The sequence below is a fragment of the Kitasatospora sp. NBC_01560 genome, assembly GCF_045208415.1.
In the GTDB taxonomy this organism is placed as follows: domain Bacteria; phylum Actinomycetota; class Actinomycetes; order Streptomycetales; family Streptomycetaceae; genus Kitasatospora.
In genome coordinates, this window is record NZ_CP109364.1 from 8,669,470 (window position 1) to 8,682,034 (window position 12,565).

Consider the following 12,565-nt stretch of genomic DNA (forward strand, 5'->3'; position numbering starts at 1 on the left):
ACACCCCCGAACGCCGTCCCCGCCCGCACCGATGCCCCCGGGCGGGCGGAGGCGGCCCCACCCCGCCGGTCACTGCGGGGAACCCACCGGATGAGGAGCACAAGGCATGCCCCACACCCTCCTGGCCATCGGCACCGCCGCCGTCACCGCGTCCGGCTGCGTCTGGTACCTGCCCGCCATCGCCGACCTCCAGGCGGGCGACGACCGCCCGCGGTCCGCCCGCACCGGCGCCGCGGCCTGCGTCGTCTGGTGGGCGGCCCTCGCCCTGGCCGGCGGCCTGCTGCTGGCCGTGCCCGACTGGCAGCCGGCCGCCCGGATCGCCCTGGCCGGCCTGCTGGCCGGTGCCGTGCTACGACTGCGCGCCCTCCGGCAACGCCACGCCGAGCTGCGCGAGGAGCGGCTGCGCTGGGCCATGCTGGACGCCGGCCCCGCGCCGCGCAGCCCGCGTCCGGCCGCCCTGACCCTGCTGGGCTGGCTGCTGGTCGGCCTGGCGGTCTCCTCGCTCGGCGCGGTCTCCATCCTGCTCTCCGGCGGTGGCGCGCTCGCCCCGCGTCTCGCCGCGGCGACGGGCACCGCGGTGGCGGTCTCCGGGGCGTTCCTGCTGATCGGCCTCGGCAACGCCCGCCGCCGGCGGCCCTGACGGAGCGTCCCCGGTGGGCCCGGTGCTCCCCGCCGACCGCGCCCGGACCGACCGGGCTGAATCGACGGGGCCGCGTCAATGGGGCCGTTCGGCCCTGGGACGGGGCCCGCCGGTCGGGGATGATGCGGTGGGGCCCGCGGCAGTCCGCCCGGGCGCGAGGAAGGCGGAGCCACGAGATGGCGAGCAGTGCGGCGGGCGCCGGGGCGCCGGCGCCGGTCAGGGTGTTCCTGCTGGACGACCACGAGGTGGTGCGCCGCGGCGTGCACGACCTGCTGGACGGCGAGCCCGACCTGGAGGTGGTCGGCGAGGCCGCCACCGCCGAGCAGGCCCTCGTGCGCGTCCCCGCGCTGCGCCCCGACGTCGCCGTCCTGGACGTCCGCCTCGGCGACGGCGACGGGGTGACGGTCTGCCGCGAGCTGCGCTCACGCATGCCGGACCTCGCCTGCCTGATGCTCACCTCCTTCGACGACGAGGAGGCGCTGCTCGACGCCGTGATGGCGGGCGCCGCCGGGTACGTGCTCAAGCAGATCAGCGGCACCGACCTGGTCGCGGCCGTGCGCACCGTCGCCTCCGGCCGCTCGATGCTCGACCCGGGCGCGGCCACCCGCCTGCTCAACCGCCTGCGCAGCGACGCCGAACCGGCCCGGCCCGCGCCGCAGGGGCCCGAGCTCACCAACCGCGAGCAGGAGGTGCTGGCGCTGATCGGCGAGGGGCTGACCAACCGCCAGATAGGCGCGCGGCTCTACCTCGCCGAGAAGACGGTGAAGAACCACGTCTCCCGCCTCCTGGCCAAGCTCGGCGTCGAGCGCCGCGTCCAGGCCGCCCTGATCGCCACCGAGCGGCGCCAGGCCGCGGCCGCTCAGTCGGCCCACCCGCGCGGCCTCGGCACCCTGCGCGGCTGAGCCCCGGCGAGGGAGCCGGCGGCCTGAGGGGCCAGGGCCCTCGGCGGGACCAACGGTCCCCTCCCCTCCCCTCCCCTCCCCGCCCCGGCCCGGCGAGTGACCATCGCTCGTACGAACCCCGAACCCCGAACCCCGAACCCCGATCGCCGAACCCCGACCGCCGATCGCCGAACCCCGACCGCCCTCCGCGTCGGCCGAGCAGTCCGCGCCGGCCCCGCCTTCCGGGCCGACGGGGTGAACGAGGGGGCGGGTGAACGAGGGGGACGACGCGGACGGCACCGGTCGGTGCGTCACCGTCCCCGGCCGTGCGGTGTCACGCCCGCAGGGGGGCGTCCCACACCACCTGGGTGCCGCCGCCCTCGGCGGGCCGGAGGTCGAACGTGCCGCCCACCCGCTCGGCCCGCTCGGCGAGGTTCCGCAGGCCGCTGCGCCGGCCGCCGTCCGGGATGCCGACCCCGTCGTCGGTGACGGTGAGGGTGATCCGGCCGCCCAGCGCCCGCAGGGCGACCTCCACCCGGCCGGCCCGGGCGTGCCGGGCGGCGTTGCTGAGCGACTCGCCGAGGACGGCGAGGACGTGTTCGGCCAGCTCGGGCGGGACGTCGGTGTCGAGCAGGCCCTCCATGCTGAGCCGCGGTGCGAAGCCGAGCGTCGTCCGGGCCTCGCCGACGGTCCGGGTGGCGCGGGCCCGCAGCCCGCGGTCGGGTTCGTTGTGGGCGCGCAGGCCGAAGATCGTCGAACGGATGATCTTGATCGTCTCGTCCAGGTCGGCGACCGCCCGGCCGACCCGGTCGGCCGCGCTCGGACTGTCGATCATCCGGCCCGCGCTCTGCAGGGTCATCCCGGTGGCGAAGAGCCGCTGGATGGCGAGGTCGTGCAAGTCCCGGGCGATCCGGTCGCGGTCCTCCAGCAGCGTCAACTGCTCGGCGTCACGCCGCCGTTCGGCCAGCTCCAGGGCGAGCGCAGCCTGGTCGGCGAAGCCCAGCAGCGGGCCCGCCTCCTCGGCCGTGAACGGTGGGAGGCCGTGTGCCCGGGCGAGCAGCAGCACGCCCCGCCCGAAGCCCGTCCCGGTGCCCAGCGGCACCGCCACCGCCGGTCCGAGGCCGTCGAACCGCCCGGGCGGCCCCGCCGTGAACCGGGCGTCGGAGGCCAGCTCGTCACTGGTCACCGGTGAACCGGACGCGTAGGCGGCGCCGGAGAGGGTGCCGTCCACCGGTACGGTCACGCCGAGCCGGGCGCCCGGATCGCCGCCGAGTGCCACCTCCACCGTCAGCTCCCCGGCCCGCTCCCCGGGCCCGGCCAGCGCCACCGAGACGTCCGCCAGCTCGGCACCCGCGATCTCCCGCGCCCGGCGGGCGATCAGTTCGACCACCTCCAGCCGCGGCGCGCCGGAGAGCAGGCTGCGGGTGATCTCCGCACTCGCCTGGAGCCAGCGCTGCCGCTGCTGCGCCTCCTCGTACAGCCGGGCGTTGTCGATGGCGACCCCGGCCGCCACCGCGAGGGTCGCGATGACCGCCTCGTCGTCGGCGTCGAAGTCCAGCCCGCCGCGCTTGTCGGTGAGGTACAGATTGCCGAACACCTCGCCGCGCACCCGCACCGGCACCCCGAGGAAGGTGTGCATCGGCGGGTGGTGGGCGGGGAAGCCGACCGAGGCCGGGTGCTCCGACAGCACCGGGCAGCGCAGCGGCTGCGGGTCGCGGATCAGCTCGCCCAGGATGCCGTGCCCGGCGGGGAGCGGCCCGATCGCGGCGATCTCGGTGGGCGTCAGGCCGACCGTCAGGAACTGCGACAGCGTGTGCCCGTCCGCGCCGATCACGCCGAGCGCGGCGTAACGGGCGTCGACCAGGTCGGCGGCGGCCTCGACGATCCGGTGCAGGGCCTGGGCGAGATCCAGCTCGCGGCCGACCGCGAGGACGGCCTCCAGCAGGCTGTGCACCCGGTCCCGGGTGCCGCGCGCGGCGTCGATCCGCCACTGGAGCTCCTCCAGCAGCTCGTCGAGGCGCAGCCGCGGCATCCGCGCCGAGCCCCCGGCGGGACCGTCCGCGGTGCCGCGTACGTCCGCCGTGCCGCGTACCTCCGCTGCCGCAGTGCCGGTGGCTGCCCGGCTGCCGGTGCCTGGGGTGCCGGCCGCGGCGGCCGTACCCGGTGTGCCGCCGGTGCCCGCCCGCGTACCGTCCGCGCCGCCCACCGGCGTCCTCCTCGTCACGTTGTCCCGTTCCGTCCCGGTCCGCCCCCGGTCGCCCGACCGGGAGGATTGTTGGATTTCACGGTAGTGCCCGGGCGCACCCGGCCGGTACGGCGGGGTGCGCCCGGCGCCGCCCGGCCGGGCGGCGCCGGGGCGGGACCAACGGCCCTGCCGGCGGGGGCCGTGCGGCTCTGGGGCGTACGGTGTCGGCCGGGGAGGGTGAGGGTGCCGGACGGTGCGTCAGGACGTGCCGCCGGCGCCGGCAGTGGCCCGCAGCGGAAGGAACCCCCTCATGACGCCCACCGTTCTGGTCGGAGTCGACGGCTCGCCCGGGAGTACGGCGGCCGCCCACTGGGCCGCCGAGGAGGCGCTCCGCCGGGACGCCCCGCTGCGCCTGGTGCACGCCTGGCCCTGGCTGACCGACGGCCGGTCCGCGTTCGTCGACGAGGACGCGCTGCCCGCCGCCGCCCAGCGGATGCTGGCGGAGACCGCCGATGCCGTCCGCGCGGACCGGCCCGGCCTGGTCGTGCACACCGACGTGGTGCTCGACGCGGCCGTGGACGGTCTGCTGGCCGCCGCCGGGGACGCCGGTCTGCTGGTGCTCGGCTCGCGCGGGCTCGGCGGCTTCACCGGTCTGCTGGTCGGCTCGGTGGGGACGGCGACCGCGGCCCGCAGCGGCGTGCCGGTGGTGCTGGTCCGGCCGGAGCGGGAGCCCGTGCGGGAGCCGGCCCGGCAGCGGCCCGGCGGGCCCACCGAGGTGATCGTCGGCGTCGACACCGCGGCCCCGGACGACTCCGTGCTGGCCTTCGCCTTCCGGGCGGCCGCACTGCGCGGCGCCCGGCTCCGGGCCGTCCACGGCTGGGACCTGCCGCCGGCGTTCGGGTCGGTGGGCTTCGCCCCCATCCCGCCCGACGCCGTCGGCCTGGAGAAGCTGCAGGCCGAGGCGCTGACCATGGCCCTGGCCGGGTGGCGGGAGCGGCATCCCGGGACGGCGGGGGTCGAGGTCGTCGAGGACGTCCGGGTCGGTGCCGCCCGTGCGCTGGTCGAGGCCTCCGCGACGGCCGGCCTGGTGGTGCTCGGCCGACGGCGGCGCCCGCACGACCTCGGCCCGCGGCTCGGCCGCGTCGCGCACGCGGTGCTCCACCACGCGCAGGCGCCGGTAGCGGTGGTGCCGCACGACTGACCGCGAGCCGCGAGCCGCGAGCCGCGAGCCGCGAGCCGGGAGCCGGGAGCCGGGAGCCGGGAGCGGGGAGCCGCAGGCCGGGCAGGCGGGCCCGGAACCGGGCCGTTGGACCCTTTCACCCGCCCGTTCCGCGGAGGCACGCTCGGGAGCGGCAGAGCCGCACCGGCCCCGTGCCGGGTGCCGTCGGGTGCCGCCGGGTGTGCGGAGCCCGGCCCGAGGCCAGAAGCTTGAGGCCAGAAGCTTGAGGCCCGAGGTCCGACGTCCGAGGCAAGGAGAGGATCACCATGACCGAGCCCACTCTCACCCCGGCCGAGCTGCGTCTGCTCGCCGCCGCCGGCGGAGCGGCGCCCTCCCTGCACAACAGCCAGCCGTGGCGGTTCCGCCCCGTCCTGGGCGGGCGTGGCCTGGCGGTGCTCGCCGATCCGGCCCGGGCCGTCCCGCTCGCCGATCCCGACGGCTCCGCGCTGCACATCGCGGCCGGTGCCGCCCTGTTCAACCTGCGGGTGGTCGCCGCGGCCCGGCTCGGCCGGGAGCCGGTCGTCCGGCTGCTCCCGGACGCGGACGACCCGCACCAGCTCGCCGTGCTCGACCTCTCCGCCCCCGCCCGCGCCGCGCACCCGTTCGGCCGCGATCTCGCCCCGGCCATCCCCGACCGTCACTCCAGCCGTGAGCCGTTCACCAACCGGGACGTGCCGGAGGCCGTGATCGGAGAGCTCGTCGACGCCGCCCGGGGCGAGGGCGCCGCGCTCGCCGCCCTGGAGGAGGACGGCGTCCGCCGGGTGCTGGCGCTCACCGCCGAGGCCGAGGACCGGATCGCGCAGGACCCCGACCGGCAGGCGGAGACCCGCGCCTGGCTCCGGGCCGACGATGCGGGGGCCGACGCCGTCGACGGTCTGCCGTTCACTGCCCTCGGCGCGCGCGACCACGACGCCCGCGTCCCGATGCGCGAGTACGGCGGACGCCCGCCCTACCAGGACGCGCCCGCCCGGCCGTCCCGGCGCTTCGAATCGCTGCCGCAGCTCTGCACCCTCAGCACCGCGACCGACCACCCGGCCGACTGGCTGCGCACCGGGCAGGCGCTGGAACGCGTCTGGCTGCTGGCCACCGTGCACGGCCTCCGCCTGACGGTCTGGCACCAGCCCGTCGAGTGGCCCGACACCCGCTGGGGCCTGCGGGACCCGGCCGCCGGGCCCGGCCACGTCCAGCTGGTCCTGCGGATGGGCTACGGCCCGCCCGGCGCCGCCACCCCGCGCCGCCCGGTGGAGGAGACGCTCGTCGAGCCCCCGGCCACCGGCGGGTAGGACGGGCCGCGGCCGGTGCACTGGCGGGCGGGTGGCCGGTGGCCTCAGCCGCTGCGCCGGCCGCCCGGCGGGACGACCTCGGCCCGCACCTTCAGCTCCGGGCTGCGGCGGAAGGTGAGCGTGAACTCCACCCACTGCCCGCTCCGCAGCGCGGGCGGGTCGGCGATCATCAGGTCGGCGTCCTCGGGGGACATCGCCAGCGTGCCGCGCTCCGGGACGGGCAGTGCCGGGACGGGCTCCCAACGGCCGGAGGCACCCTGGTGCCGGTGCTGCTTGAGCGTGATCCGGCCGCCGAACTCCCATTCCGCGCGGACGAGTTCGTCCGGAATGTCACCGGGGTTGCGGATCGTGAAGAACGCCGCCGTGGCGGTCGAGGCGCCGGCCGTGGGCAGCAGCAGCCACCCCGGCCCGGCCTCGACCGCGCGTTGCCGGCCGGCCCCGCCGACGGCCGTCCACCCGGAGAGCAGCGCCAGCGCGACCGCGGCGGCCGCCACCGGCGGCCCGACCGTGCGCACCCGCCCCGCCGTCCGGCGCAGACCGCTCCACGCCGGCCCGGCACGCCCCGGCCGCTCCTCCCCGGTCCCCTCGCCGGAAGCCCCCGCTCCGTCGGCCCGCCGCGCCCTCACCGCCGCACCCCCGCCCGCGCCGCGGCCTGTGCCCGCGCACCGGCCCCCGCGGGCGCCCCGCGCCGGCGCGCGGGGCGGCCACCACCGGCCGGGCGGCCCCCGCCGCGGCCCGGCTGCCAGGTGCGCAGCCGCAGGCTGTTGGCCACCACCAGCAGGGAGCTGAGCGACATCGCCACCGCTGCCAGCATCGGGTTCAGCAGACCGACCGCCGCCAGCGGGATCAGCACCACGTTGTAGCCGAAGGCCCAGAGCAGGTTGGCCCGGATCGTGGCGAGCGTCCGCCGGGCCAGCCGGACGGCGTCCACCACCGCCTCGATGTCACCGCGCACCAGGGTGAGCCCGGCGGCTCCGATGGCGGCGTCGCTGCCCGAGGCCAGCGCGATCCCGAGGTCGGCCGAGGCGAGCGCGACGGCGTCGTTCACGCCGTCGCCGACCACGGCCGTGGTGCGCCCGGCGGCCTTCAGCGCGGCGACCACCTCGGCCTTGTGCTGCGGCGAGGCGGAGGCGTGCACCTGCACGATGCCCAGCTCCTCCGCGACCGCCCGCGCCGCGCCGGGGCCGTCCCCGGTCAGCAGGACGGGCTCCAGGCCCAGTCCGCGCAACCGGTGGAGGGCCCGCCAACTGCCCGAGCGCAGCGTGTCGCCGACGGCGAGGACGGCGGCCGGCCGCCCGTCCAGCTCCGCCACCACCGCGGTCCGTCCGGCGGCTGCCGCGCGGGCCAGAGCCTCGTCGAGGCCGGCCGGCAGCGGGCCCGCGGCGGCGTCGGGCCGGACCACCCGGACGAGGCGCCCCTCGACCGTTCCGCTGACCCCGACTCCGGCGGTGGCCGTGAAATCGGCCACCGCCGGAAGGGGGTCGGAGCCGCACCGGGCCCGGGCCGCCCCCACAGCGGCCCGGGCAACGGGGTGCTCCGATCGGTGCTCGACGGCTCCCACCAGCCGCAGCACCTGGTCCTCGGTGACACCGGGCGCGGTGGTCAGCTCGGCGAGCTCCATCCGTCCGGTGGTCAGCGTGCCGGTCTTGTCCAGCACGACGGTGTCGATCCGGCGCAGGCTCTCCAGCACCTCCGGGCCGCGCACCAGCACGCCCAGCTCGGCGCCCCGCCCGGTCGCCGCCAGCAGCGCGGTCGGGGTGGCCAGGCCGAGCGCGCACGGGCAGGCCACCACCAGGACGGCGACCGCCGCCGTGACGGCCGCCTGCGGGTCGGCGCCCGCGCCGATCCAGAAGCCCAGCACGCACACCGCCACCGCGAGGACGCAGGGCACGAAGACCCCCGCGACCGCGTCCGCCAGCCGTTGTGCCCGTGCCTTGCCCGCCTGCGCGTCCGCGACCAGCGCGGTGATCCTGGCCAGCTGGGTGTCGGCCCCGACCGCGGTCGCCCGGACGACCAGCGCGCCGCCGACGTTGACCGTCGCACCGGCCACCGCGTCCCCCGGGCCGACCTCCACCGGCACGCTCTCGCCGGTCAGCAGGCTCAGGTCGAGCGCCGAACCGCCGTCCACGACCACTCCGTCGGTGGCCACCCGCTCGCCCGGCCGGACGACGAACTCCTGTCCGGGGAGAAGCTGTTCGATCGGCAGCAGGTGCTCGGCGCCGGACTCCGGATCCCGGACGCACACCTCTTTCGCGCCGAGCTCGGCGAGCGCGCGCAGCGCGGAGCCGGTGCGCCGCCGCACCCGGCCCTCCAGCAGCCGCCCGGCCAGCACGAACAGCGGCACGCCGACGGCCGCCTCCAGGTAGACGTGGGCGGCGCCGCCGTCCGCGGTCAGCGAGAACGGCATCCGCATGCCGATCTCCCCGGCGCCGCCGAACAGCAGGGCGTAGCCGGACCAGCCGAAGGAGGCCAGCACTCCGAGGCTGACCAGGGTGTCCATGGTCGCGGTGCCGTGCCGCAGCCCCTGCCGGGCCCGCCGGTGGAACCCGGCCGAGCCCCACGTCACCACCGGCAGGGCCAGGCCGGCGCAGACCCACTGCCAGGCCGGGAACTGCAACCCCGGGACCATCGACAGTACCAGCACCGGCACGCTCAGTACGGCCGTCACCAGCAGCCGCCACCGTTCGGCGGCGGGCGCCGGCTCCGGGCCCGACGGGACGGGCCCGCCGACGGCCGGCTCGGCCGTGTACCCGGCGCGTTCGACCGCCGCGACCAGCTCCGCGGTGCTCACCCCGGCGGGGTGCAGCACCCGTGCCCGCCCGGTGGCGAGGTTGACCCCCGCGGTGACCCCGTCGATCCGGGCCAGCCGTTTCTCGACCCGCCCCACGCAGGCCGCACAGGTCATCCCGCCGACCGTCAGGTCGGTGCTCACCAGCGCCCCGGGGCCGGCGGCCCCGGCCTCCGCTCCCGCGACGGCGCTCACCGGCCCGCCCCCATGTCGTGCCCGCTCATCCCCGGCTTCCCGCCGCCGCCGCTCCCGGGCGTCAGCCCCGGCGACACCGGCCCGGCCCCGCGCCCCGCCACGAACGCCGCCACGAACACCACCACCAACAGCAGGGCGAACCCCGCCAGAACCCTGAACGGCCGGCCATCCGGCGTCATCGCACTCACTCCCCACCAGTCGGCCCGCCACCCCGCCTGGTTCCCGTACGTCCCGACGGATCCGCGCCGGCCCACCGCAGGGCCCGGCCGCGCCGCCCCGCGAACGCAGGCAGGGCCGGAGCCGCGGGTGCGGCTCCGGCCCTGCCGGTGGTGTGCGTCGTAGGGTCAGGCCCGGCGGCCCGCCCGCTGGTCCAGGTGGGCGATCACACCGGAGTGGAACCGTTCGACGGCCGCGTCGACGCTGCGGATGAAGCCCGACTCGGCGTTGCCGCGGGTGCTGCCCATCGTCTTCGAGAGCGAGAGGCGGAATCCGGTGATCCTGGAGGAGTCCTTGGGCAGCAGGTTGCCGGGTTCGGGCCGCAGCTTCTCCAGCGTGCCCCGGGGCCCGGCGGCGGCGCCGTCGGTCAGGGTCTCCACGTGGAGGTCGGCCGGCGCCTCGGAGAGCTGGCGGACCAGCCGCTTGACCCAGCTGAGCGGGTAGCCCTGCTCGGGCGCCGGGACGTCGAGGGAGGTCCGCAGCTTGCCGACGCGCAGGTCGGCGGTGATCCCGAGGTTGCCGGGGGTGCCGTCGATCCTGATCTCGGCGTCGAGGCGGCCGTCCGCGCAGAGCCGCTCGGCCAGCGCCGTCCGGCGCGCCCCGGGGTCGTCACCGCGGCGGGCCCGCTGGACGGGCAGCACCTTGACGCCGAGTTCGCCGCCGAGTTGCAGGCACACCTGCCGGACGAGCCGCTCCCAGCTCTCGACGACCTGGGTGGCGCGGTCGTCCCCGGCGAGGAGCGTCTCGTCGTCGATGCCGTTGCGCACGGGGACCCACGCCGGGCCCATGTTCTGGAAGCCGTGGCAGCCGGAGTTCTCGTGCTGGAGGTAGTGCAGCAGTTCCTCCAGCAGCCACCCGTGGGTGTCGTCGGTGAGGCCCTCGTGGTGGACGAGGGTCTTGGCCTGGAAGGCCACCTCGGCCCAGGAGAGGTGGTGCAGCGCCACCTTGTGCTTGCGGCGGCGGTCGATCTTGACGTCGACGAGCGGGCTGCCCTCCAGCGCCACGTCGTTGGAGAGCGTGATGACGGCGTCGTAGTTCCGCCGGGCGGCGATGTCCATGTAGTCCTGGACCTGCTCCGGCCTGATCGGGTTGCCGTTGGTCTTGCTCTCGATCAGGGCCGTCCAGCGCCGCCCGGCGCGCTCGACCACGATCACGCCGTCGGGGCGCTTGGGGTTGTCGCCGTGCGGCAGCGAGACCTCGGTGAAGGTGTCCATCCGGCCGGCCGGCGCGCCGAACCCGGCCGTCAGCCGCCGGCCGAACGCGGGGACCTGCGCCATGACGGACAGCAGGACGGAGGTCGCCCGGACTTCGCGTTCCCGGTCGTTCTTGAGGCCGGTGGCGGGGAAGAGCCGGGCCCTGCGCCAGGAGTCGTTCTCGGCGAGCGTCGGCTTCGCCGTCCTCGGGCGGGCGACCTTCTTCTTGGCGGTGCGCAGCCGCTTGGGCGCGGCCTCGGCGGCCGCCTCGGGGGCCCCTGCCTGGGCCGGGATCAGCACCTTGGCGGCCGGCGCGTCGGGCGCCGCGGACCCTGCGTCCGCCGTGTCCGCCGCCGTCGTCCGGAGCTCTTCGGCGCCGGGCGCACGCTCCTCGACGGTGCCGCCCTCGCCCGCGTCGGTCTCGGCGCCCTCGGCGTCGTCCCCGTTACCGCCGCCGTCGGCCGTTTCGTCGTCCTCGTCGATGTCGATGCCGAAGTCGGTGGCGAGCCCGGCCAGTCCGGTGTCGTAGCCCTGGCCGACGGCGCGGAACTTCCATTCGTCGTTGCGCCGGTAGATCTCGCCGAAGACGAAGGCGCTCTCCGAGTCGGCGTCGGTGATGGCGAAGCCGAGCAGCTGTTCGCCGGTGCTGTCGGCGAGTTCGAGGTGGAGGCCGTCCAACTGTCCGAAGGCCGCCCGCCGGTGCCGGCTGGCGGCGACGACCAGGCGTTCGACGTCCGCCGGCACGGCGGTGAGGTCGAGCCGGATGCGGTCCTCGGTGCCGGTCTCCGTCAGCGTCTGCCCGAGCAGCTGCACGCTGCCGTCCTCGGCCGTCGGGTTGTTGTAGAAGAAGAAGTCGGCGTTGCTCCGGACCTTGCCGTCGGCGGTCAGGAGGAGCACCGAGACGTCGGCGTCCCCGTCACCCTCGGGGCTGCTCCAGCCCAGGCTCACGATGACGGAGTCGGCGCTCTCGCTCAGCGCCGCCAGACCGACGTTGGCGCCCTTGACCATGTCCTGCACGAGCGTCCCCCAGAGGACCAGGGCTGTGCCGCCGGAGCCGGCGCAGCCGTCGATTGTTCCGCCGCCCGCATGCGTCCGGGGCGGCCAGCAGGGAGCCTAGCGGCTCCGAGGGCGGCTCCGGCCAGGCTCCGGGCAGATTGTCTGCATGCAACCGGAACGTGATCTTCGGGATCGGAGCGGCCCTTCGGGTGACGGGGTCTCCACCCGAACGGGGGAGCAGGTGTCGCCGTGGCGGTGGGTTGTTGCGAAGCATGGGGGACGTACGGGCCGACGGCCTTGGGGCAGTGTGTGGGAGAGGGATCCGCGGTGCGCGAAGTTCAGGGATTGCCGCGTCGGTGCGGTGCGGGGGTGCGGGCGGTGGCGTTGGTGGCGGTGGTCAGCGGGGTGGGGGTGCTGGCGGTGGCGTGCAGCAGCTCCTCGACCAATCCGTCGGTGAGTTCGTCCTCCGCCCCGGCGACGCTGACCACGGCGCCCGAGCCGTCCTCGTTCTCGGGCGAGCCGCCGTCGGCGCTGGCCTCGACGGCGGAGTCGGCACTGGCGTCGGTGTCGGCGGCTGCCGCGTCCGCCTCGGCCGCCGCAGCCTCCTTCGAGGCGCAGGTCTCCGGGCAGGGGATCGAGGCGAGGCGGCGGGCGTCGGAGGTGCTGGGGCCGCTGCAGAACGGCGGGAACGCGCTCGGGGACGTCACGCTGACGGGTGTGCCGCTGGCGCAGACCGGTGGGCTGCGCGCCGTCGTGGTGACCATCGAGAACAGCGGGCTCGACACCGCGTCCTACGCGGTGCAGGTCGACTTCACGGACACCAACGGGAAGACGGTGGACAGTTCGGTGGTCGGGGTCGAGCACCTGCCCGCCGGGGAGAAGGCCGCGCCGGTGGCGTTCAGCAAGGCCACGCCCGATCAGCGGCTGCTGCCCGTGGCGGTGAAGGCCCTGCGGTACTGACGCCCCGGC

Annotated in this window: 11 protein-coding genes; 5 read left to right on the forward strand and 6 right to left on the reverse strand. The window is 76.8% G+C overall.

Going from position 1 to position 12,565, the window contains the following annotated elements; all coding sequences use genetic code 11:
• The first annotated feature begins 106 nt into the window (after nucleotides 1–106).
• Nucleotides 107–640: a hypothetical protein gene (locus OH807_RS37040; protein WP_406208491.1), complete on the forward strand. Its 534-nt coding sequence runs from the start codon at nucleotides 107–109 to the stop codon at nucleotides 638–640.
• A gap of 176 nt (nucleotides 641–816) precedes the next feature.
• Nucleotides 817–1,542 (forward strand): response regulator, encoded by a 726-nt coding sequence (locus tag OH807_RS37045; RefSeq protein ID WP_406208493.1) that lies wholly within the window; start codon nucleotides 817–819, stop codon nucleotides 1,540–1,542.
• Nucleotides 1,543–1,855: 313 nt separating this feature from the next.
• Here OH807_RS37045 and OH807_RS37050 read toward each other — a convergent pair whose 3' ends face one another.
• Nucleotides 1,856–3,553 (reverse strand): GAF domain-containing protein, encoded by a 1,698-nt coding sequence (locus OH807_RS37050; protein ID WP_406211390.1) that lies wholly within the window; start codon nucleotides 3,551–3,553, stop codon nucleotides 1,856–1,858.
• 463 nt (nucleotides 3,554–4,016) lie between these two features.
• On the opposite strand from OH807_RS37050, the gene OH807_RS37055 reads away from it, so the two are divergent.
• Both OH807_RS37055 and OH807_RS37060 read left to right on the forward strand, forming a co-directional pair.
• A complete protein-coding gene (locus tag OH807_RS37055) occupies nucleotides 4,017–4,907 on the forward strand; it encodes a universal stress protein (RefSeq protein WP_406208496.1) in 891 nt (296 codons plus the stop codon).
• A 284-nt stretch (nucleotides 4,908–5,191) separates the two neighbouring features.
• Nucleotides 5,192–6,208 carry an Acg family FMN-binding oxidoreductase gene (locus tag OH807_RS37060; RefSeq protein ID WP_406208499.1) on the forward strand — a complete coding sequence of 339 codons (1,017 nt, stop codon included), beginning with the start codon at nucleotides 5,192–5,194 and terminating at the stop codon, nucleotides 6,206–6,208.
• Nucleotides 6,209–6,252: 44 nt separating this feature from the next.
• Here OH807_RS37060 and OH807_RS37065 read toward each other — a convergent pair whose 3' ends face one another.
• From OH807_RS37065 to OH807_RS37085, 5 genes are all read right to left on the reverse strand, one after another.
• Complete coding sequence (locus OH807_RS37065; protein ID WP_406208502.1) at nucleotides 6,253–6,723, reverse strand: copper chaperone PCu(A)C; 471 nt, start codon at nucleotides 6,721–6,723, stop codon at nucleotides 6,253–6,255.
• A gap of 107 nt (nucleotides 6,724–6,830) precedes the next feature.
• Nucleotides 6,831–9,191 carry a heavy metal translocating P-type ATPase gene (locus tag OH807_RS37070; RefSeq protein WP_406208505.1) on the reverse strand — a complete coding sequence of 787 codons (2,361 nt, stop codon included), beginning with the start codon at nucleotides 9,189–9,191 and terminating at the stop codon, nucleotides 6,831–6,833.
• A complete protein-coding gene (locus tag OH807_RS37075) occupies nucleotides 9,188–9,370 on the reverse strand; it encodes a hypothetical protein (protein ID WP_406208508.1) in 183 nt (60 codons plus the stop codon). The genes OH807_RS37070 and OH807_RS37075 overlap by 4 nt, the downstream gene beginning before the upstream one ends.
• Before the next feature lie 165 nt (nucleotides 9,371–9,535).
• Nucleotides 9,536–11,608 (reverse strand): TerD family protein, encoded by a 2,073-nt coding sequence (locus tag OH807_RS37080; RefSeq protein ID WP_406211392.1) that lies wholly within the window; start codon nucleotides 11,606–11,608, stop codon nucleotides 9,536–9,538.
• Between the two features lie 326 nt (nucleotides 11,609–11,934).
• A complete protein-coding gene (locus OH807_RS37085; RefSeq protein ID WP_406208511.1) occupies nucleotides 11,935–12,303 on the reverse strand; it encodes a hypothetical protein in 369 nt (122 codons plus the stop codon).
• A 10-nt stretch (nucleotides 12,304–12,313) separates the two neighbouring features.
• On the opposite strand from OH807_RS37085, the gene OH807_RS37090 reads away from it, so the two are divergent.
• Nucleotides 12,314–12,556, forward strand: coding sequence for a hypothetical protein (locus tag OH807_RS37090; protein WP_406208514.1), 243 nt, complete (start codon nucleotides 12,314–12,316; stop codon nucleotides 12,554–12,556).
• Nucleotides 12,557–12,565: the final 9 nt, after the last annotated feature.